Annotated in this window: 21 protein-coding genes; 7 read left to right on the top strand and 14 right to left on the bottom strand. The window is 55.9% G+C overall.

The window, feature by feature from the left end:
* Positions 1–75 precede the first annotated feature (75 nt).
* The 11 genes from glpK to gmk all read right to left on the bottom strand — a co-directional run bounded on the left by glpK (position 76) and on the right by gmk (position 12,079).
* A complete protein-coding gene (gene glpK / locus PROAA_RS01630; protein WP_186409643.1) occupies positions 76–1,587 on the bottom strand; it encodes a glycerol kinase GlpK in 1,512 nt (503 codons plus the stop codon).
* A 42-nt stretch (positions 1,588–1,629) separates the two neighbouring features.
* Positions 1,630–3,246 (bottom strand): glycerol-3-phosphate dehydrogenase/oxidase, encoded by a 1,617-nt coding sequence (locus PROAA_RS01625; protein WP_186409642.1) that lies wholly within the window; start codon positions 3,244–3,246, stop codon positions 1,630–1,632.
* Positions 3,247–3,438: 192 nt separating this feature from the next.
* On the bottom strand, positions 3,439–3,807 hold the full coding sequence (frdD, locus tag PROAA_RS01620) for a fumarate reductase subunit FrdD (RefSeq protein ID WP_186409641.1): 369 nt from the start codon (positions 3,805–3,807) through the stop codon (positions 3,439–3,441).
* Entirely contained in the window at positions 3,804–4,202 is a 399-nt protein-coding gene (locus PROAA_RS01615; protein WP_186409640.1) for a fumarate reductase subunit C, read from the bottom strand. Before PROAA_RS01615 ends, frdD begins: the two co-directional genes overlap by 4 nt.
* Positions 4,199–4,954 carry a succinate dehydrogenase/fumarate reductase iron-sulfur subunit gene (locus PROAA_RS01610; protein WP_186409639.1) on the bottom strand — a complete coding sequence of 252 codons (756 nt, stop codon included), beginning with the start codon at positions 4,952–4,954 and terminating at the stop codon, positions 4,199–4,201. The genes PROAA_RS01615 and PROAA_RS01610 overlap by 4 nt, the downstream gene beginning before the upstream one ends.
* Positions 4,947–6,737 (bottom strand): fumarate reductase (quinol) flavoprotein subunit, encoded by a 1,791-nt coding sequence (gene frdA / locus PROAA_RS01605; protein WP_186409638.1) that lies wholly within the window; start codon positions 6,735–6,737, stop codon positions 4,947–4,949. The genes PROAA_RS01610 and frdA overlap by 8 nt, the downstream gene beginning before the upstream one ends.
* Positions 6,738–6,914: 177 nt before the next feature.
* Positions 6,915–7,733 carry a TatD family hydrolase gene (locus PROAA_RS01600; protein ID WP_186409637.1) on the bottom strand — a complete coding sequence of 273 codons (819 nt, stop codon included), beginning with the start codon at positions 7,731–7,733 and terminating at the stop codon, positions 6,915–6,917.
* Between the two features lie 33 nt (positions 7,734–7,766).
* The gene (locus PROAA_RS01595) at positions 7,767–9,014 is read right to left on the bottom strand and encodes a D-amino acid dehydrogenase (RefSeq protein WP_186409636.1); all 1,248 of its coding nucleotides are present in this window, start codon (positions 9,012–9,014) and stop codon (positions 7,767–7,769) included.
* 3 nt (positions 9,015–9,017) lie between these two features.
* Positions 9,018–11,216 (bottom strand): RelA/SpoT family protein, encoded by a 2,199-nt coding sequence (locus PROAA_RS01590; RefSeq protein ID WP_425393991.1) that lies wholly within the window; start codon positions 11,214–11,216, stop codon positions 9,018–9,020.
* A 31-nt stretch (positions 11,217–11,247) separates the two neighbouring features.
* Positions 11,248–11,454 (bottom strand): DNA-directed RNA polymerase subunit omega, encoded by a 207-nt coding sequence (rpoZ, locus tag PROAA_RS01585; RefSeq protein ID WP_186409635.1) that lies wholly within the window; start codon positions 11,452–11,454, stop codon positions 11,248–11,250.
* Between the two features lie 16 nt (positions 11,455–11,470).
* Positions 11,471–12,079 carry a guanylate kinase gene (gene gmk / locus PROAA_RS01580; RefSeq protein ID WP_186409634.1) on the bottom strand — a complete coding sequence of 203 codons (609 nt, stop codon included), beginning with the start codon at positions 12,077–12,079 and terminating at the stop codon, positions 11,471–11,473.
* A gap of 26 nt (positions 12,080–12,105) precedes the next feature.
* On the opposite strand from gmk, the gene PROAA_RS01575 reads away from it, so the two are divergent.
* The 6 genes from PROAA_RS01575 to PROAA_RS01550 all read left to right on the top strand — a co-directional run bounded on the left by PROAA_RS01575 (position 12,106) and on the right by PROAA_RS01550 (position 17,695).
* The gene (locus PROAA_RS01575; RefSeq protein WP_245664113.1) at positions 12,106–12,573 is read left to right on the top strand and encodes a hypothetical protein; all 468 of its coding nucleotides are present in this window, start codon (positions 12,106–12,108) and stop codon (positions 12,571–12,573) included.
* A 306-nt stretch (positions 12,574–12,879) separates the two neighbouring features.
* Positions 12,880–14,223, top strand: coding sequence for a COG3014 family protein (locus tag PROAA_RS01570; RefSeq protein ID WP_186409632.1), 1,344 nt, complete (start codon positions 12,880–12,882; stop codon positions 14,221–14,223).
* Positions 14,224–14,258: 35 nt separating this feature from the next.
* Entirely contained in the window at positions 14,259–15,707 is a 1,449-nt protein-coding gene (locus tag PROAA_RS01565; RefSeq protein ID WP_186409631.1) for a DUF1425 domain-containing protein, read from the top strand.
* A gap of 23 nt (positions 15,708–15,730) precedes the next feature.
* On the top strand, positions 15,731–16,141 hold the full coding sequence (locus PROAA_RS01560; protein WP_186409630.1) for a DUF1425 domain-containing protein: 411 nt from the start codon (positions 15,731–15,733) through the stop codon (positions 16,139–16,141).
* 66 nt (positions 16,142–16,207) lie between these two features.
* On the top strand, positions 16,208–16,825 hold the full coding sequence (gene lpoB / locus PROAA_RS01555) for a penicillin-binding protein activator LpoB (protein WP_186409629.1): 618 nt from the start codon (positions 16,208–16,210) through the stop codon (positions 16,823–16,825).
* A gap of 36 nt (positions 16,826–16,861) precedes the next feature.
* Entirely contained in the window at positions 16,862–17,695 is an 834-nt protein-coding gene (locus tag PROAA_RS01550; protein ID WP_186409628.1) for a penicillin-binding protein activator LpoB, read from the top strand.
* Positions 17,696–17,735: 40 nt separating this feature from the next.
* Here the strand turns inward: PROAA_RS01550 and PROAA_RS01545 are convergent, their stop codons facing one another.
* From PROAA_RS01545 to PROAA_RS01535, 3 genes are read right to left on the bottom strand one after another with little or no spacing between them, the layout of a single operon-like run.
* Positions 17,736–18,383: a FecR family protein gene (locus PROAA_RS01545; protein ID WP_186409627.1), complete on the bottom strand. Its 648-nt coding sequence runs from the start codon at positions 18,381–18,383 to the stop codon at positions 17,736–17,738.
* Positions 18,376–20,304 (bottom strand): adenylate/guanylate cyclase domain-containing protein, encoded by a 1,929-nt coding sequence (locus PROAA_RS01540; RefSeq protein ID WP_186409626.1) that lies wholly within the window; start codon positions 20,302–20,304, stop codon positions 18,376–18,378. The genes PROAA_RS01545 and PROAA_RS01540 overlap by 8 nt, the downstream gene beginning before the upstream one ends.
* Positions 20,305–20,306: 2 nt before the next feature.
* Complete coding sequence (locus tag PROAA_RS01535) at positions 20,307–21,173, bottom strand: YicC/YloC family endoribonuclease (protein ID WP_186409625.1); 867 nt, start codon at positions 21,171–21,173, stop codon at positions 20,307–20,309.
* Between the two features lie 100 nt (positions 21,174–21,273).
* Here PROAA_RS01535 and PROAA_RS01530 point away from each other — a divergent pair.
* Positions 21,274–21,836, top strand: a 563-nt coding sequence (locus tag PROAA_RS01530; protein WP_186409651.1) for a serine/threonine protein kinase, incomplete at its 3' end; no start/stop codon positions are given.

The following is a 21,836-nucleotide window of genomic DNA, read 5'->3' as shown; positions in this document are numbered from 1 at the left end:
GCAGATTACAATTCTGTCAGTATTGGCTTGAGGATTGTTCCACGAGCAGCGCGGTGAACGAGTTGAAGCCTGGCGCTAATCCTGGGCTTCAGCGTCTTCCCAGGATCGAGAGCGCTCGACGGCTTTCTTCCAGCCTCTGTACTTTTTCTCGCGGAGCTCCACCGGCATGGCCGGCGCGAAGCGGCGATCGATTTCCAATCTGGTGGCGATTTCCGTTCTGTCCGTCCAGAAGCCGACGGCCAGACCAGCCAGGAAAGCGGCACCCATGGCCGTTGTTTCGGTGAACACCGGGCGCTCCACCGGTACTCCCAGCATGTCGGACTGGAATTGCATGAGGAAGTCGTTGGATACTGCACCACCGTCCACCTTGAGGGTTCTCAGCTTGATTCCGGAATCTTCCTCCATGGCCTGAATCACGTCGCGCGTCTGGTAGGCGATCGATTCGAGCACGGCGCGAACGATGTGATTCCGGTTTGCCCCGCGCGTCAGGCCGACAATGATGCCCCGGGCATACATGTCCCAGAACGGGGCGCCCAGCCCGACGAAGGCCGGTACCACGTAGACGCCGTTGCTGTCGGGAACGGCCATCGCCAGTTCTTCGGATTGAGCGGCATTTTCGATCAGCTTCAACTCGTCTCGCAGCCATTGCACCGCTGCTCCGGCGACGAAAATACTGCCTTCAAGCGCGTATTCGACCTTGCCATCGACGCCCCAGGCGATGGTGGTTAACAAGCCATGGTGCGAGGGCACCGGCTTGGCGCCGGTGTTCATCAGCACGAAGCAGCCTGTGCCATAGGTGTTTTTGGCCATGCCGTCGCTGTAACAGGCCTGCCCGAACAGGGCGGCGTGCTGGTCACCGGCAACGCCGGCAATTGGAATCGAGATACCGTCGAAGATTTGCGGATCGGCATGCCCGTAGACGCAACTGGAGGGTTTGACTTCGGGCAGCATACAAGCCGGGATGTCCATTTCGTCGAGCATCTTCCGGTCCCACTTCAGCGCCTTGATATTGAACAGCATGGTCCTCGAAGCATTGGTGTAGTCGGTGACATGGACCTTCCCGCCGGTCAGATTCCAGATCAGCCATGAATCGACACTGCCGAACAGCAATTCACCGTTCCTGGCACGCTCGCGACTGCCTTCGACGTGATCGAGAATCCATTTCACCTTGGTCGCCGAAAAATAGGCATCTACAACCAGACCGGTGCTCTCGCGAATGTACGATTCCAGCCCTCTGGCTTTCAGCTCATCACAGATGCTGGCGGTGCGGCGACATTGCCAGACGATTGCATTGCAAATCGGTTTGCCGGTGGCTTTTTCCCAGACGATGCTGGTCTCGCGCTGATTGGTGATGCCAATTGCAGCCACATCGCCCGGAGATATGCCCGTCTTTTCGAGGACTTCACGCGCCACGCCGAGCTGGCTGTCCCAGATTTCCATGGGGTCGTGTTCCACCCAGCCGGCTTGTGGATAGATTTGCGTGAACTCCCTTTGTGCGCTGCCAATGCTCTTGCCGGTTTTGTCGAAGAGTATCGCGCGCGAGCTTGTCGTGCCTTGATCGAGAGCCAATACGAATTTCGTGTTCATATACTTTTCTCCGCGATATTCATGTCCGGCAAACGGGTGGCCCTATTCTGATCGTTCCTGAAAATACTCGTCGTATTTTTCCCTGGCCTGGTCGCCAAAAAGAATTTCACAGGCTTCCATAAGCCCCTCCGCCTGCTGGATATCTGCGTGTTTCACAACCAACGCAATCTTCGAGCGTCGGCGCAGGAAATCCTCAAGCTTGATGATCATCTCCTGATGCTTGGCCAGCCTGATCTCGCATCGAATGTAATCCGTTCCCTTGATCAGGATTTCAGCCTGGCGCGGATCTTCGCGAATTTCGGCGAGCAACTCGAATGCCTGTTGATCGTAGCGGCGCCACAATCGGCTGCTCAGGCTTTCGATGGCCTCTGGAGACGTGTAGCTGTCGAGATTCATCAGCCGGGCTTGATGGATGTACTCTTCGCGCACCGAGGGGTGGGGTTCGCCGTACCATTTGTACTCAGGATGCGGCAAATTGATCCCCATGCCGGAAACGATTTCAGAGATTTCGTCGCCGACATTGACGCAGTCGGTCAGCTTGCCGCCGAAGACGCTGATATGTGCCTGCTTTGCGTCAATGTCGATTTCGTGCTTGCGCGACAACTGCAACCAGTCGCCTCCGGATTCATCCGACATTTCCGATTTCGCCACCAGTGGCCGTACGCCGCAACGCTCGGAAATGATGTCGGCTTTCGTCAGAGGCTGTACAAGATTCAATCGCTTGTTGATGTTGCCCAGCACGAAATTGCGGTCTTCTTCGGTAACTTCGACAAAGGGCGAATCCACCCGGGTATCGGTGGTGCCAATACAGGTTCGCACGCCCATGGGAATGACAAAGAACAGGCGGCCGTCATCGGCAAAGAAGGTCAGAATTCTGGGGTTGAGCGTGATCCGGGGAACGATCAGATGGATGCCTTTTGAAAACACGTGGCGGTGTTCGGTACGTTCTCCGGTGAGTCTGTTGTGCACGTCAACGAACGGTCCGGCCGCATTGATCAGAACCTTCGAACGAATCTCCAGAATCTCTCCCGACAGCACATCCCGAGCCTGTGTCAGCCAGCAATCCTGCACCCGACTCGCGCCGAGCGATTCCAGATAGTTGGCCGCGATGCAGCCGCGGTCCATGGCCGTACGAACGAACTGGAATACGAAACGCGAATCGTTGTCGTGCAGGTAGGCATCCGAGTATTCGAAGCCGCCGTAAAAGTTACCGGTAGCGATGACCGGCTCTTCCGCATTGACGGTGTCCCGGGACAGCCAACGGGGAATCTGGGTGAAGCCGCTGCCAAAGAACCAATACACCCAGGTGCCCAGCCACAGGAACAGGGGATGAAAACGGCATCCCTTTTCCACCGTGGAATAAAACCGAATCTCCTTGACCCTGGACGGATAGTTTTCGATCAGATGATTGCGGCTCAGACAGAGTTTTCGGACCAGCCCGTAATCATGATTTTCAAGATACTTGATTCCGCCCCAGGCGAGGTTGCTGGACTGCTGACTGGTGAAGCCGGCGAAGTCGCGCTGCTCGATCAAAGCGACTTTGGCACCCTTGCCGGAAAGCGCTGCCGCCGCCACCGCGCCATTTATCCCGCCACCGATGATCAGAACATCGTAAACGCTCTTGTCCAGTTTCTGGATGTTGCTGTTACGAAGTTTCATCGGTGGTCATTCTGTAAGGCACAACGCACTTACGCCGCCAAACCGTCGGATTTGGCTGGATCAATGATGACAGCGGATGGGCAGGAGGCTCAAGCTCCAACACCTGTAAGCGCACAGGATGTTGGAGATGACGAGCGCTCACTGCGATTGCCTGGGGACTACCCTTCGGAACCTATCCGAGTCCGGGCGGAACTAAAAACCCAGGCCGAGCAGAACGACAGCAGAAATTACCGTGGCGAGGAAGGCGGATCCGTAGCAGAGCAGTTTTGCGCCGATTCCGGCATGAATTCCCACCTCATGCAGGGAGTGAAAAATGCGGTGCGCAGCAAACCACAGAAACAGGGAAATGACCGCCAGGATGAAGCCCTTGCCAATGAGGTTTTGCGCAAAGGCCAGCATTTTCGGATAGCTCATCGTGTCTGCCGGGAGCATGAATCCCAGCGGAACAGCGATTCCGGTAATAAACACCAGCACCGGTCCGAAAAGGGCCGAGAACATCCCGCCAGCACCAAACAGGCTCCAGAAGATCGGAGCATTGGAACGCTTCAGTCCAGATTTCATAGTGCCAGCCTCCAAACCAGACCCAGCAGCACCAAGCTGGCCGCGAGGGCTGCCAGCAGTCCGCTACCGGTAATTACTCCAGGCCCGACCTTCTTTCCGCCAACGATAATTGGCGGCATCGTGATGGGCATGATCTTGAACCAGGTATACATGTGGTACAGGATAGCCACCAGAAACGCCAGGTGAGCGATCAGCGACAAGGGAGTTCTCATCGCTTCCAGCCAGCCGTTCCAGGCGGCTTCGCCTTGACCCAGGCGAATCAGGCCTACCAACAGGGTAAAAGCGTAGGCAGCCACGAACAAGGCCGTGCTTTCGTGCACCATGTACTCTACGAAATAGGGGTTTTTCTTCCACCAACCGTCCATTGGACGGACATAGGGACGACGCTTGCTCACTTTGAACCCCCTTTCGGAGACAGGAAGCGCAGGAAGTAGTCTTTCGCTGCGTTCGCTTTGTTGATATTGACGGCGTTGGCCGGATCAACGTGTTTCGGACAGACTTCCGAGCAATAACCCACCGCACTGCAATTGAAGACCCCTTCCTCGGAAGCAACCAGCTCCATCCGTTCTTCAGCGGCGCCATCGCGCGAGTCCATGTTGTAGCGATGCAGCAGGGCAATCGCAGCCGGGCCAATGAAATCCGGATTGAGGCCAAACTGCGGACAGGCGGCATAGCACAAGGTGCAATTGATACAGGAAGTGAACTGGATATAGTCGTTGAACTGTTTGGGTGACTGGAGGTATTCGCCCTGTTCGAGCGAGCGCGGCTCTTTCGGAATGATATAGGGCTGAATGCTCTCGAGTTTCTCGATGAATCCGCCCAAATCGACCACCAGATCCTTTTCGATCGGGAAGTGGGCCAGCGCTTCGATACGAATCCGGTTTGGATAATAGTCGCGCAGGAAGGTCTCGCACGACAGTTTGGGTATGCCATTGATCATCATGCCGCAACTGCCGCAGATGGCCATCCGGCACGACCAGCGGAAAGTCAGCGAACCGTCAAAAGTGTCCTTGATGTACTGCGCACCCTGCAAAACGGACATGTCGTCGGAAAACGGGACTTTGTAAACCTCCAGATGAGGTTCCTGGTCGCTCTCCGGGTTGTAGCGCAGAACCTCGATTTCAATGATTTTCTGGTTCTCAGACATGGGATTCTTTCCTTTCCTGGTCTGCCTTTTCACCCGCAGCGCCATACACTCGCGCCGCCGGTTGGGACGTCGTGATCTTCACGTCACCCAAGGCAATACGCGGTGCGCTACCGGCAACGTAGTAGGCTTCAGAATGTTTCAGGAAGTTAACGTCGTCACGCTCTTCGTAGCCGTCGAGACGCTGGTGTGCGCCACGCGATTCCTTGCGGTTGATCGCCGAATGGGCCATGGACAGTGCTACGTCAAGCTGGTAGTCCAGCTCGATCGCCGTCAGCCAGTCTGTATTCCAGACGGTGGACTTGTCATCGATGTTGATATTCTTGAAGCGCTCGCGCAATTCGGCAAGCTTGTCGCAAGTGGCCTGCATGGTCTTCTCTACGCGGTAGATGCCGCAACCATCTTCCATGGTTTGTGCCATTTCCTTGCGGATCACGGAAATCCTTTCGGTTCCGCTCGATTTGGTCTTCAGCGCAGTGACACGTTGTTCCACCGCCTGTGCCTGTTTGAGCAGGCTTGCCGAATTCCCGGGCGCGGCCGACTTCGCGTTTCTGGCAGCGTCAACACCGGCCACCTTGCCAAAGACGAGCAGTTCGGTGAGGGAATTCGAACCCAGACGGTTGGCGCCGTGAAGGCCAACGCTCGCGCATTCGCCAATCGCGTAAAGGCCCTTGAGCGATGCGGCGCAGTTGCCGTCGACCTTGATGCCGCCCATGGTGTAATGCACTCCGGGGCGCACCGGGATCGGTTCCTTGGCGGGGTCAAGCCCCATGAAAGTCTCGGCCATTTCGTAAATCAGTGGCAGGCGTTCGTGCAAATACGCTTCGCCGAGATGACGCAAGTCAAGATGAACCACCGAGCCGAGAGTCGGATGCTCGATTGTTCGGCCTTTCTGCTGTTCAAAAAAGAAGGCCTGGCTGAGGCGGTCGCGCGGACCGAGTTCCATATACTTGTTCTTTGGCTTGTCCGGCAACGGGCCGAGACCGTAATCCTGCAAGTAGCGGTAGCCGTCCTTGTTGACCAGAAAGCCGCCTTCGCCGCGACAGGCCTCGGTAAAGAGCAAGCCCGTAACCGGCATGCAGGTCGGGTGATACTGCACGAATTCCATGTCGCGCAAAGCGACGCCATGGCGATAGGCCAGGGCCATCCCGTCGCCAGTGACGATGCCGCCGAGTGTGCTTTCGCGGAAGACGCGCCCCGCTCCGCCGGTGGCGATAATCACGGACTTGGCTTCAATCAGGCTGAATTCGCCGGTCGACATCTCGATGGCAACAACACCCTGACAACGGCCATCTTCTTCGACGAGATCGACGCAGAAGTGCTCGTCGAAGCGCTTGATCGAGGGATACTTGATCGAGGTCTGGAACAGGGTATGCAGAATATGGAATCCCGACTTGTCGGCCGCGAACCATGTACGCTCGATCTTCATGCCGCCAAAAGCGCGCACATTGACATGGCCGTCTTCCGTCCGGCTCCATGGACAGCCCCAATGTTCGAGCTGGGTCAGTTCAACCGGCGCCTGCTTGACGAAGTATTCGACGACATCCTGTTCGCACAGCCAGTCGCCACCGCCCACGGTGTCGTGGAAGTGATACTCGAAACTATCGGTTGGTTTCTTTACGCCCGCCGCACCGCCTTCAGCGGCCACCGTGTGGCTACGCATCGGATACACTTTGGAGACAAGCGCGATCTTCAGCGAAGGATCTGTCTCTGCTACAGCGATAGCCGCGCGCAAACCGGCGCCGCCTCCTCCTACAATTACCACATCCGCCTTGAAAATTTCCACGCCCAATCCTTTCTCGCTTTACGCGAACTCATCGACGACCTGCGCAAATCAAATCTTTGACAAAGCGCATTGTGGCGGCGCTTCATGCCTGACAGGCTCGGATTATGGCGTTATTTGTACGCTCTGGCAACTTCGGTTCAGAACTTCTCTCACGAGAAAAGAACCATCCGAAGATCGTCATCCAGCCACTTGCGGCGATGCAGAATCCGACAAACTCGGCAACACCCGAGGCAATAGCGAAAGCACATTGGCCGACGTGACTTTCAGCACTTCGTCGTTCGATATGCCACGCAAGTCCGACAAGGTTCGGGCGATCCGGACCAACTCAACCGGCGTATTGCGCTCCCCGGACAGCCAGACCGGCGGAATATCAGGTGCGTCGGTTTCAAGAACAATTGAATCCATCGACAGGGTGGCAGCAAGCCGACGGATTCGCGATGACCCTGGGTAGGTCATGGCACCGCCAAAACCCAGCTTGAAGCCGAGACCAATGAATGCTTCAGCTTGCTGGCGGCTGCCGTTAAAGGCATGCGCGATACCACCCGGAGAACCAATCCGGCGCAGGCATTTCAATACCTGATCGACTGAACGGCGTACGTGCAGGAGCACGGGCAAATCCAGATCCTTGGCAATTCTCAGCTGCTCGATAAAGAAATGTTCCTGACGCGCTGCATCAAAACCCGGAATATAGAAATCGAGGCCGATTTCACCAACGGCGACTGGTGCAAGCGCTCCCGCCGACTCGGTTTTCAGCCATTGACGCAGCGTGATTAGGTCTACCTCACTCGCTCGGTCAAGGGAAAGCGGATGAATGCCATAGGCCGGAAAACACGCCGCGTAAGTCGTGCAGCAATCACGAACGGCCGAGAAATTCCCTGCTTCGACAGAAGGGATGATCATTGCGGAGACGCCGGCTTGATGTGCGGCGTGAACCAGTGCGCGCCGATCGTCAGCGAACTCGTGGGCGTCCAGATGGCAGTGGGTGTCGATCAGCATATGCAATGTAATAGTGGCGTTGCGAGCCCGGCCTCAGATGCGCCGCAGCTCGATTTCAGGTGATCGGCCACCGACGATATCGGCCAGTGCCTTGCCGGCGCCACAAGCCATGGTCCAGCCGAGTGTGCCGTGTCCGGTATTGAGGTACAGATTGGATAGCGCCGAGCGTCCAATCAAAGGTACGTTCGACGGCGTAGAGGGCCGCAGGCCGCACCAAAACTCAGGCTTGCCCGCAGGTCGAAGCTCTGGAAACAATTGGCGTGTGCGCTGCATCAAGGCGTTGCAGCGCGAACTGTTGAGTTCGGTGTTGTAACCGTTGAATTCGGCTGTTCCGGCGATACGAAGGCGCTGGCCAAGGCGTGAAAAGACCAGCTTATAAGCATCGTCGGTCATGGACACGCTGGGCGCGATACTGGAATCGTCGAGAGCGACCGTTGCCGAGTAGCCCTTGGCCGGATAGACGGGAATACGTATTCCCAAGGGGCGCAACAAGAGCGGCGTGTAGCTGCCGAGTGCGACGACGTAGGCGTCAGCCTTCACTACATCACGACCCGTCGACGAGGTCACTAGAGCGCCTGTCACGTGCCCATCCGCCGCTTCAATCTGGTCTATCGTAGTCCCATAGCGGAATGTGACACCCTGCAATCTGCACAGCTCCGCGAGTTGTTTTGTAAAACGATGCGCATCGCCCGACTCGTCTTCAGCCGTATATTGACCACCGACCAGGAGGGGCTGCGCCGTTTCCAGCGCGGGTTCGATCGCTACGCACTCGTAAGCGTTGATCGTTCGCCGATCACAACCATACTCGCGTAATACCTTGGACGCTTCAACGGCTGTCTCAAGCTCTTTGCGGTCGGTATAGACATGCAGGATGCCGCGTTCGAGATGGTCATACTGAATACCCGTTTCTTCGCGCAGTGCTTTGAGCTGGTTGCGACTGTATGACGCCAAGGTAACGATGTCGCGAATATTGGCGCGCGTGCGTTGCGCCGTGCATTCGCTCAAGAAACGCAAACTCCATTCGAAAAGCGCTGCGTCCCAGCGCAAACGAAATAAGAGCGGTGCATCCTCGCGCCCCATCCAGCAGAGCGCACGCAGTGGAGCGTGCGGATTAGACCAGGGTTCGGCGTGCGAAACGGATATCTGGCCGCCATTGGCAAAACTGGTTTCCATGCCAGCGCCCGGCTGGCGATCCATTACCGTGACCTTATGGCCGGCTTGGGCCAGATACCAGGCACTACTGACACCAATGACACCGGCGCCGAAGACCAGGACGTTCAACAACTACTCCTGATCGCGAACGATACGCACAACGTCAGTCATACGGCGCAGTCCGCGCATCAGTGTGGCCAGATGCAGGCGATCTGAAACCTGCACAAGAAAGTGCAGCACCGTGTACATGCCCAGGTTTTCCCCGTCCATGCTGACATTCTCGATGTTGGCGCCAGCCTGCGATATGCCTGTCGCGACTCGACCCAGGACGCCTCGGACATTCAATGCGGTTACCTTGATGCGAACATCAAAGTGCTGGCCGGGATCAGGTTCCCACCCGACGTGAATCCAGTTTTGCTGCTCAGTGTTGCGTGATTTCAGGGCCACAGAGCAGGTTGTAGTATGAATCTGCAAGCCTTGACCCTGGCGCAGAAAACCGATAATCGGATCTCCCGGAATTGGCAGGCAGCATGATGCCAACTGGACTGCTGTTCCTTCGGTGCCTCGTACGAGTAGCGGCGTTGGTTTAACAGTCTCTGCCTGTGTCGATTCGCCACGCGCCGCCAGACGATGAGCAAAAATGGTTGCCAGACCGCGGCCAAGCCCAATATCGGCAAAAAATTCCCGTTTCGATTTCTTCCCCGAATCGCGAATCACTCGCTCCCAGACTTCCTCCGAAATCTCGGATGGGAGTACACCGAGAACATGCAACTCCTGTTTCAGCATGTTCTCGCCAAGGTCAACCGAGCCATTCTGCTGACTAGCTCTTAAGAACTGACGAATCTTGCTGCGAGCCCGCCCAGACTTGACGTAAGTCAGCCAGACCGGATTCGGACTGGCCTGCGGCGCGGTGATGATTTCAACCTGATTGCCATTGGCCAGTTCGGTGGACAGGGAAATGAGTTCATGATCGATGCGGGCCGCAACGCAATGGTGGCCAATATCCGTATGGACGGCGTAAGCAAAATCAATGACCGTGGAACCACGAGGGAGTGCAAGTATTTTCCCCTTGGGCGTAAACACGTACACCTCGTCCGGAAACAGATCAACCTTGACGTGCTCAAGAAACTCGGAGGAATCTCCGGTCGAACTCTGAAGTTCAAGGAGCGAATGCAGCCACTTGTGCATCTTGACTTGCAGGTGGGCGCCACTGTCTTCGCTATCCTTGTAAAGCCAGTGTGAGGCGATTCCCTCCTCTGCCAGATTGTGCATGCTCTGGGTTCGGATCTGAATCTCGATTGGGGTGCCGTAGGGGCCAATGAGCGTGGTGTGCAAAGACTGATAGCCATTTCCCTTCGGAATGGCGATGTAATCCTTGAACTTTCCGGGCACCGGCTTGTACCGGGAATGCAATGAACCCAAAGCCAGGTAGCAGGTGGGAATGTCGCGAACGATAATGCGGTACCCGTAGATATCGAGCACCTGCGAGAAGCTGAGATGCTTCTCGACCATTTTGCGATAAATCGAATACAGGCTTTTCTCTCGGCCGAACACGCCTGCTTCTATATTGTCCTCATGCAACTTGCTGTAAATACCGTCCAGTGTCTTGGAGAGCAGCTCACGTCGATTGCCGCGCACTGCCTTGATCGCGCGCTTCAACACCCGGAAACGCATCGGATGAACGTGTTTGAAGGCAAGGTCCTGCAGTTGCCGCGAGATGTTGTTCAGTCCGAGCCGGGTGGCTATCGGCACGTAGATTTCCAGCGTTTCCCGGGCGATCCGCCGACGCTTTTCAAGGCGGATATGGGCCATCGTTTGCAGATTGTGAAGGCGGTCGGCGAGCTTGATCATCACGATGCGGAGATCGTGCGCCATGGCCATCAGCATTTTGCGGAAATTCTCTGCCTGCGCTACCTGAAAGGGCTGAAACTCGATTTTCTCGAGCTTTGAAAGCCCGTCGACCAGGTCGGCCACTTGTTTGCCAAAACGAACGGCGATCTCGTCTTTGGTTACCGCTGTGTCCTCCATCACATCGTGCAGGAGCGCGGCGATAACGGCCTGTGCGTCCATACGCCACTCAGCCAGGGCGCCAGCCACTGCCAGCGGATGCGTGATATACGGTTCACCGGAGAGGCGAGACTGCCCCTTGTGCGCTTCCTCGCTAAAGCGATAAGAATCGACGACGAGCGCTATTTCGTCAGGTTCGAGATAACTGAGGGTGTCGACGAAAACCCGGTACGCCGGGTCTTCATTCTCATAGATTGCGCTAACTGGCTCTGGCTGAGTAGTTGAGCCGATAGCAAGCTTGGCGGCTGTGGCGTCGGTATTCACGATTGCGCACCACGTAGCCTGCCGGGGTCAGTCAGGCGTGACCGCGGTTCAAAACTTCCAGGCCGTACATGCCAAGCGCCAGCTCGCGCAGTGCAATGACCGTTGGCTTGTCGCGATCGATATCGATCATCGGTGTTGCGCCGGCGGTAATTTGTCGGGCACGATAGGTGGCGGCCAGGGTCATCTGGAATCGGTTTGGAATGAATTGCATGCAGTCGTCAACGGTTACGCGTGCCATCGGCTTGGTCCTAAATTCAGAGTAGTGCGGCGAACAGCGCAGCGTGGCGCTGACACTGGATTGTGTATTTCAGACGCGAGGCGTTTACTATGGACTGAAGATCGTCAAGCGCCCGCGATAACTCGTCGTTAATAATAACATAATCGAATTCATCTGCATGCCGCATCTCGTCGCGGGCGGCGCCAATGCGGCGTAGTATGGTTTCGACGGAGTCGGTGCCCCGGCCGGAAAGTCTCTCTCCGAGAGCTTCCAGTGAAGGCGGCATTACGAAAACGCTGACCGCCTCCGGGAAGGACTTTCGAACCTGCTGCGCCCCCTGCCAGTCGATCTCCAGTAGAACGTCACGCCCGGCATCCATTTCCATCTTGATCCACTGCAACGACGTTCCATAGTAGTTACCATGGACCTCAGCCCACTCAACAAACTCGTTACGGTGCACCATCTCGCGAAAGTTCTGGACATCGACGAAATGGTACTCACGACCATTTTCCTCGCCTGGTCGTGGTGTTCGCGTGGTTGTAGATATGGACACATGAATTCCCGGATCGTTCCCGATCAGCAGACTTACCAGTGTCGTCTTCCCAGCCCCCGATGGGGCTGCCACAATAAAAAGTTGACCTGGCATAAGCTTTTACCTGCAGATAATCGGGGATGATCGACAGACTTGATTGTACCTTCCTGATCAGCAAAATCTCTCCCCTAGACGACAAGGGACATAAGGGCGAGAATCAATGCGTTTTCGAATCACCTGCTCGGAAAGGATTTATGTCAAGAAGAATGGCGTTGTTGCCCAAGATGTTTCTGGTGGCTGCCCTGGCGACAACAGGTGCCGGTGCGGTCACGTTGAAAGTTGTCGGCTTTGACGACATGTCGTGCCATGCCTGGGTACAATCAAAAGACGATTCTGAACAGCGCCGAGTCTACTTGGCCTGGATACGTGGCGTGCTGACCGGTCATAACTACGCCAGACTGAAGCAGCAGGTTTCGGACATATCGGAAAACACGGTGGAAAACTTCGTTGACCGCTATTGCGTCGAAAAACCAAATGGCCAGTTCAGCGATGCAGCGTTGCGTATGAGTGACAGGTTTTCGGGACGCGACGAAGCCATTACGCGGTAAGGAATGCACCGGTATTTTCTGTGAAACACGCGGGCATATGGCATTGCCGGGGATGAAGGGTTACTATTCCCCGAAATGAAAGGCCTGTCGAAAGGCCTGTGCGTCTCGGTGCCTACTTGCTGTAGTGTCGAACATCGAGAGTAAGCTGGTTTCAAAAAATTTGCGTATGGCGGTTGAATCACCGGCAATCATTGCACGGTGTCGTCGCCTCAATCGATTCATCGGGGGATGAAAAATATGAGTTTCAGGGGACTTAACACACTGTTGTTGCTTGTAACCGTTCTGGCTGGTTGTGCTGGAAACCCGATGCGTCAGTACGATGATGAGTTGAAGGAAACCGTAAAGCTGGTCAATAACGGCTCGGTCAAGCAGGCTATCAATCTACTGGAAAAGAACAATGAGCCAGGCGTTATAACCAAGGACAAGGACATTCTCTACTATTTTGAGAATGGCGAGTTGCTGACCCTGGACAACAACTATGCGGCGGGTCGGGATTCGTGGCTGAAAGCCGACGAGTATGTTCGCCAGTGGGAAGACGCCGTCAATACTGATGCAGCCCAAATGCTGGGAAGTGTCGGAAGCTATCTGGTCAATGACAAGACGAGGCGTTACGAAGGTCAGGATTACGAAAAGGTCATGCTGGGCAACTATGATCTGGCCCGGATCGAGATGAAGAAAACTTATGAGCGGGAGAAGTTGATCGAAAGCTTCCGCGAAAAGGAATACGACGCGCTGCAGGAAGACGCCAAAACGAAGAACGTCACGGTCGATGTCACGCAGATGAAGGATTACCCGATGGCTGAGCTGGACACGCCGGAGGTGAATAGTCTCAAGAATGGTTTCCAGAATGCTTTCGCTCACTATCTGGCCGGTTACTTTTTTGAGGTAACCGGCGAACCGTCTCTGTCCGAGCCGGGTTATCGCAACGCCCTCAAGCTGGCGCCGAATTCCCGCATAGTTCAGTCGGGGTTGAAGGGAGTTGGCCGCCACCGGCCAGGTGCGAAAGAATCGGACGTCTTGTTCGTCATCGAATCGGGTTTTGCTCCGGCCTGGAAGTCGATAACCATCCCGATACCTGTCCCCCGGCAAACTGGATTCATGGTTACGCCACTTTCGTTCCCGGTGATCAAGTCGGAGAACAAGGGCTTCGTTCCTTCGACGGTTTCGGTTGCCGGCAAGCAGCTCTCGGTGGAAACCCTGACCAATATAGACACCATGGCCCGGCGACAGCTGAAGGATCAGATGCCAGCGATCCTATTGCGTACGGTCATCCGCGCAGTCGTGAAATCTGTCGCTCAGGATCAAGCTTATAAGGGCGGGGTAGTATTGGGGGTGCTGACGAACGTCGCAACAGTGGCGACCGAGCAGGCGGATGAACGTAGCTGGCGCACGCTGCCCGATCGCATTGCCGTTGCGCGTGCTACGCTACCGCAGGGCAATCAGACGATCGAGTTTCAAACTGGTACCGGAACATTCAGAAAGGAAGTAGCCATCGGCAGTCGCTTCACGATTATCCCAATTCGCATTACCAGCGGAACTGTGTATATGGGTCAGCCGAACACGTTGGGCAGCGGTTTATCCGAGCTTTCAGCTGATACTGCAGTCAGCAAGAAGGCGTCGAAGAAAACCGTGAAGAAGACCAACCAGTAAGAGGCAAGCAGGTACAAATTTCTTTGGAGAATCCGATGAAGCGCTCGATACTTTTTGGCTTGAGTGTGCTGATTTCACTGCTGCTGGGTAGCAGCGTAATGGCCGCGACCGAGCGTCGTGTCGCGCTGGTGATCGGGAACAATGATTATCAGAGCATTGTAAAACTTGAAAAAGCGGTCAACGACGCCAACGCCGTTGCCGCCGAGTTGCGGAAAGTTGGCTTTGAAGTCGAAGTCTTGAACAACGTCGGCCGGAAAAAGATGAATCTTGCGATCAACGACTTCGTCCAGAAAGTCTCCGGTGGAGGTGTCGGTGTTTTCTTCTTCGCCGGCCATGGTTTGCAGATAAACAACCAGAACTACCTGGTTCCGATCGATATGGATACGCCGAACGATCCGGCCGACGTTGTCGATCAGGCGGTCAGTGTTCCGATCCTGCAGGACAAACTTGCCGACGCCAAAGCCAAGTATACCCTGCTGGTGCTCGATGCCTGTCGCAACAACCCCTTGCCAAAAAAAGCCGGGCGTTCGATTGGCACAACGCGCGGTCTGGCGATGACCAATTCACCCAACGGACAAACCGTTCTCTATTCGGCGGGTGCCAATCAAGAAGCGCTCGACAGTCTTGGAAACAACGACAAGAACCCGAACGGGCTGTTCACCCGTGAGTTCCTGCCGACGATTTCCCAGCCCGGGATCAGCAGCACCGAAGCGCTCAAGAAAACGCGCTCAATGGTGATCCAGAAAGCCAAGTCGGTCGGTCATGAACAACAACCGGCGATCTACGATCAGGCCGATGGCGATTTCTACTTTGTCTCGGGCCCGGCGCCCGCACAGAGATCGACGGCGGCTGGCGCAGCGGGAAGTACGACGACCATCGTGCAGGCAGTTGATCCGCAAGCCATTGAACTATCCTTCTGGGACACCATCAAGGACAGCAAGCAGTCAGCAGACTATCAGGACTATCTTGCCAAGTACCCGAACGGCCAATTCGCTCCGCTCGCCAGTCGCCGTGTTGCCGCGTTGAGCCAGACCGTGAGTCGGAGCAGTGATGCGGTCCCTGCATCGGCGTCTGCTCCGTCTGCGCCCTCCGCTGTGGCCGCTGAACCGACCCAGGTGGCCATGGGTTCGGCGCCACCCCCCGCCGCCGCTGCTCCCAGTGCCAGTAGCGGACCATCAATGGCCAGCAAGATCGAAGAACAGGGAAAGATGAACAACCTGAAGGTCACCGATATGAGGGCAACCAAGCGGGATAATCTGCTGCGCATCCAGGTGGACGTTACCAACATCAGTTCGAGCAACCAGCAGCTTTACTATCGTTTCAAATGGCTTGATCGCGACGGCTTCACGGTATGGGACGAGGAACCGTGGAAACCGATGATTGTCTACGGCAATCAAAAACAGGTAATCAATGTCGTTTCACCGACCTTCAAGGCAACGGATTTCCGGCTCATACTGCAAAGTCCGGATAACAGCGGCAACTAGTCCGCACAATCACGGGAAGCATCATGAAAGCTCTATTCGGCCCATTTGGCCGCTTCACACTGGTTGCAGCATCCGTTCTGGCGCTGGCTCCAATGCTCGCATCAGGAGGCAGTGCCAGTCAGACCAGCAGGCCGGTCAGCCATGGTTACGCCGCACTGACACAGGACGCTTCGGGTGATATCGCCATAAGCGATCTTCGCGCGACGATGCAGGATCGGTTGTTACGCGTCCAGGCCGATCTGCGCAACCCGACAACGTCCGACCGGCAGTTGTATTACCGTTTCGAGTGGCTGGATCAGGACGGTCTCGCCGTTTGGGACGACGAGCCGTGGAAACCAATGATCGTTTACGGCCAGAGCAAACGGACAATCAGTGTTTCTTCTCCATCATTCAAGGCAACACGCTTCAGACTGGTTGTACAGAACCCGAACTGATATCTTCCGGCCAGCGCGAAAGCGACCGGAGGGTATCGATCAACAACTCTATCAGGAGGATCCGCGATGTACTCGAAGCCAAATTTTGATCGCCCGGCAACACTGCTTGTCGGCACCTTAATGCTTGTTCTGGCCGGTTGCCAGACAACCTCTCCCACAACCGGAACGAGCGGTGTGAGCTACGGCGATTCCAAAGCCGTCGAAACCGTTACCACCGATCTCGGCTCGACCGATATCCAGATGATTTCGGAGAAGATGACCCAGAGCCTGATTCAAACTCCCGAGATTCAAACGCTGATCAAGAAACGCCAGCTGCTGATGGCTTCTCCAGTCAAGAACAAGACCAGCGAGTATTTCGATACCCGCCTGATCACCGATACGGTTTTGACGCAACTGCAAAAGAACGGCGTGCGCTACGCGATCGAGGGCGAAGACATGCAGAATCAGACCGACGAGCTGCGGCGTCAGAGCCAGTCCGGTCTGTATGACAAAACAAAATCGGTCAAGGTCGGCAAGATGCAGGGTGCCAAGTTCCGTCTGGATGGAAGCATTTCTTCCATCATCAAAAAGACCAGCGATATAAAGGATGTCTACTACAAGATGAACCTGCGCCTGATCGAAATCGAGACCGGTATCGTCGAATGGTCCGACGAGAAGGAAATTCGCAAATCAGCGAGACGTTGATTCGATCTACCGTCACGGCAACCTGGAGAACTTGAGATGAATTCCAAATGGTTCACCCGAGTGGGCTTTACCCTGTTCGCAACATTCAGCATCGCTGCGTCAGCTGCCACACCCAAGGTGGCCGTGACCGATCTGGCCTACGAAGAGCGGGTCAGTGAATATTTTCGCGTCGTTTCAGCTTCCCAAAAGTCATCACTGCGTGCATCCGGGCGTGAAAGCGAGCGTGAGTCGGACTATGCTTATTCGCGGCGTAGCAGCGGCTCGGTGAATGCCAGGTCGGAGAGCAGCTACTCGTCCACCGAAGGCACTTACAGCTATATCGACCGGGGAGAAATGCGCAAATTCACTGCGGATATCAAGGGTGGGATACTGAAAACGGGACGTTTTCAGTTGGTTCAGGGCAGGCCGTTTACCGACGCCAAGAACAACGAAAAGCTGTATGACATCATTGGCCGTATCAAGAAGGGAATGTATCCCGGCGCCGATTACGTGTTGTTCGGTACGATCAATAGTATCGAGTTTCGTCAGGAAGCCAACCCCATCGACCATACGAACACGTTCTCGCACACGTTGAGCCTCGAACTGGTCGGTGAATTCAGCTTGATCAGCACCAGGAACTTTACGGTCAAATCGTCGTTCAGTGCCATGGGTGCTGGCCAGGACGTCAAAATGCTGACCAGTCAGGGCGGACGAGTCGTGTTGAACCGGGGCAAGGTCGTTTCCGAAGTTTCCAAGAGTCTTGGCGAAGACGTCGCCCGACAACTCGAAGAGCAGCTCAGCGGTGTTTATGGCGGCAATGAAGAGAGCGGAGAGAAATATCCCAGCCCTCGCCAGGAATCGCCCCGCGAAGAGGTGATCATTTTTAGATAGATCGGTCGTTGGATACTCGTCCCGACCGAGCCTTGTCTGCTCATTGCTTTGCCGTACTCTTCGCGTCCCTGATGGCGCGCGCGTAAAGCATGTTCAATGCGGCCAGCTCCTGGGTTTCAGATGCTTTCTCGTTGAGCTGCCTGAGCAAGGCCTCAAGCTTGTCAAACTCGCGTAGCTCGAAATAACTCGCCAGCAGATAAAGCTCCGGATTCAGGTCGCCAGCGACCGCCTGTTTGCGCATTTCGTCATAGTTCTTCTCGACCGTCTCCAGTCTGTCGTACGGAGGCATTGAGCGCATGCGGATCATGCCGGTCTTGACGTTGCCATCCTGGGCTGGGGTTTTCGCAAGCTGTTTGACGAGAATCGCAGGGAGCGTCTTGATCTCAGGCTGCATAGTGCCTTTAATGGCTTTGCTCGATACGTTGCCAACCTCAAGCGCACCACGTCCGCTCCAGGTCTCCTGACGGCCCCCCTCGAAATAAACCACTTGCAAGCGGGAAGCGCCTTCCATCAGCAAACGATCACCCTCTCTCACCTTGATGAAGGGCTTGAGTTCGCTGGCAGCTGCTTTTCCCTCCTGCAATTTGACGTTTCCTGAAGCAGCGGTCACCAGAGCCACTTCAGCCGCTGAAGCGCCCATGGATAAGAGCACCAGTAACACCGATCCGAGCCCATATGCCTTATGCATCCTTCTCTCCTCCCTCGACGTTCAAGACTTCAAAAACGCGAACGGCTTCCTCGCGCCCCTTGACTTTGACGACTTCACTTCGCCCACAAACGACGTTTCGACCTGCTCCGACAATTGTTGTCTCACTGGCCAAGATAGCGCAGCCTATCTCCTTTGTCATGCCTTCCAGTCGGGAGGCCAGATTTACAGTATCGCCAATCGCTGTGAACTCCATCCGCTTTAGCGAGCCAATGTTGCCGATAACCGCTTCGCCGCTGTGCAAGCCAATACCGACCGCAAACTTCGGGAGATTGCGATCGGGAAAGCGTTTTTCCATCCAGACTGAAAACTCCGCGGCCACTGCACGTAGCGCAATGGCCGCGCGAATCCCGCGATTGGCGTGATCGGCCAGCGGCAAAGGCGAACCGAATTCAACCATGATGGCATCGCCGATAAACTTGTCGATGCTGCCACCTTCGGCCAACAGCGGCGCGCAGGCACGTTCGAAGTAGGTATTCAGCATCTCGACGACTTCTCGTGCGTTTAGCCGCTCGCTAATCGTCGTGAAATTCCGGATGTCGGAGAAAAGAACGGTAATTTCCTGCGATTGGCCGCCAAGTTCCGGGCGGGTATCCGATTTCAGCAAAGCTTCAACCACCTGGTCGGAAACGTAGCGACCGAACATCTGGCGTACCCGGGATCGCTCGCGCTCCTCTCCCGTCAAACGCCAGCCCAGTACGCCGAGCAAGGCGATAGCAGTCGCTACCGCATAGGCCGATACCGGCGCCAATACGTCGAAGCGAAAAGCCAGAAAACCGCTCAAGGCCAACACCGGAATAGTCGCCAGCCAGAGCAAAGCGCCCGCCCAGACAGGCAGCGCGACAAATGCGACAACAGCCAGCCCGACCATGAGGAGTAGCGTGCCGATGCGCGGGCCATCGCCCAGAGGCTGCAAGCGTTCACCGGAAAGCAGTGACTCAAGTACGTTCGCATGCAATTCAACGCCGCTCATCAGGACACCCCGGCCCGAAAAGAGCCGTGTCGCGTAAGGGGTGAAATGCTCATCGTTGAGTCCTGCTGCCGTCGCCCCGATAAGTACCGTCTTGCCCTGAAGCGCGGTAACTGCCGGGTCGTTCAAGGCATCATCTGACAATAATCTCGTGAGAGAAACTCGCGGAAACGTTCCAGGTGGGCCGAAGTAGGGAATTGGCTCGGGCGGCTGCTCTCGATCCATCGCGCGACCTCCAATCATCCAGCTTGTGGCCAGAGGGTCCAACCCGGCCGCGCGAACCGCGAGGAGAGACGGCAGGCCGAGTATCGGTACGTTTCCATCCAGCAGAATTCGGTCGGCCAGTGCAACCGGTGCCATCAGATAGCGGCGAATGACCCCATCACCCTCATCAAGCAGGTCGGCCAGTGCAACGTAACCGGGGATATCAAAATCAGGAAGTGCCAGCAGATAATCCGGACTCGGTAGCAAGTAGTCCGTCTCGCGTCCGCCCGATCCCGAGCGGGTCGATGCCAACACCAGTTGCCCACTATTGATTTGCTCGCGGAAAGTGCGGTCATAGTCCCGCGCTGCCTGTTGCAGGTCGCCACCCAGTTTGCCGAGCCAACGTTCGGGGCTGATGCTGAGCAGCATGTCGAGTCCGACCACGTTAGCGCCCACTTCGCGCAAGCGTGCTACGGCGACGGCCAGTCGATCAGTCCAGAAAATCATCGGGTCATCCGGATACGCCGCGAGGGTATCCTCGTCAAGGGCGACAATACCGACGTGTCGAGCTTCCGCCCGTACGCCCTGCCACTGAAACCAGAAATCCTGCAGCCGTTGATCAACCGGGTTGAGTACGCCGCCACGCAGCAAAGCTTCGGCGATCAGGCAGGCCGCCAGCGCAAAAAACACCAACCAGAGCCTGCGGCTTTTGCGCGGGCGGCCGAGCATCATCACTCCAAGTTCTGGATCTGTTCGCGCATTTGCTCGATCAGCAGTTTCAGTTCCATCGCCGTCTGGGATACTTCGCTGACCACCGATTTGGAACCGAGGGTATTGGCCTCCCGATTGAGTTCCTGCATCAGGAAATCGAGGCGTTTACCGCAAGCGCCGCCCGCTTTCAGCACGCGCTCAACCTCGTCAAGGTGGGTAGACAGACGCGCCAGTTCTTCGGCGACGTCGATACGCACGGCGAAAACAGCCACTTCCTGTCGAATACGTTCGTCGTCGACCGAGTGGATCGCATCGAACAAACGCTGCTTGAGCTTCTCCTGGAATGCCGCCTGAGCTGCAGGGATCCGGGGGGCTACTTCGCGAACCAGTTCGCGCATGCGGGCTACCCGCTCGAGAATCACGGCGGCCAGTTTTTCACCCTCGCGCGCGCGACTGGCGCTGAAGTCCTCCAGCACATCTTTGGCCACGATCAGACAGTCTGGAAGCAGAGCTTCGATGTCCAGCGCGTCTTCGGCAAACATCCCGGGCCAGCGCAACACATCGCTTACGGCAAGCGGCGCAGCATTTACCAGCTCGCTGCGAATCCTGTCGTCAAAGGACTTCAGGCGCTGGAGCAGTTCTACGTTGAGTACAAGCGATTGAGCGTGCGCCGTCGCTGAAACAAAATTAAGTCGGCATTCAAGCTTGCCGCGAGTCAGTCGTGAAGCGAACAGTTCACGCAGTGCCGGTTCGACAATGCGCAATTCATCGCTCAGACGAAACTGGAAATCAAGGTAGCGCGAATTGACGCTTTTCAGCTCGATATGCAACGCGCCACAATCAACGTCAAGCGTTCTCGCGGCATACCCGGTCATGCTAAAGATCATTTGAGTCCTGATGAATTTGGTGGCGAGTTAGCGGTTTGCTTTACAGTGCACTGCCAAAGCCTGAAAATGGCCAGAAAACCACATGATAGCTTCGATATTGATGGCGCAACAAGCGAACCACGCTCTCCCTTCCGGCTTCCAACTCGATGTATATCACATCGAGCATCAGCTTTCTTTGGGCGGGTTTTCGATCGTCTATCTGGCCACCGATCCCGAGGGCAAGTTTGTGGCCATCAAGGAATATCTGCCAAATAGTCTCGCTTTGCGTGGCGAGGGCGGAATCAAACCGGTCATCAGTGACGAGCACATGCCGGCCTTTCGCTATGGAATGAAGTGTTTTTTTGAGGAAGGTCGCGCGCTGGCCAAGCTTTCCCATCCGAACGTAATCCGCGTGTTGAACTTCTTCCGGGGAAATGACACCGTCTATATGGTGATGGAATACGAGCAGGGGCGTACGCTGCAAGAGTTCATTCAGAAGAACAGGGCGGTGGTTACCGAAAACTTCATCCGCAACGTATTTACCAAACTGCTCAATGGTCTGCGTGAGGTTCACGCGCACAAACTGCTGCATCTCGACATCAAGCCATCCAATGTCTACATGCGTAACGACTACACCCCGGTATTGATTGATTTCGGCGCCGCGCGACAGACACTGGCCAGTGA

The organism is Candidatus Propionivibrio aalborgensis, from assembly GCF_900089945.1.
Taxonomy (GTDB): Bacteria; Pseudomonadota; Gammaproteobacteria; order Burkholderiales; family Rhodocyclaceae; genus Propionivibrio; species Propionivibrio aalborgensis.
Note: the sequence above shows the minus strand (reverse complement) of the source record. Positions and strands in the feature narration are given on the sequence as shown.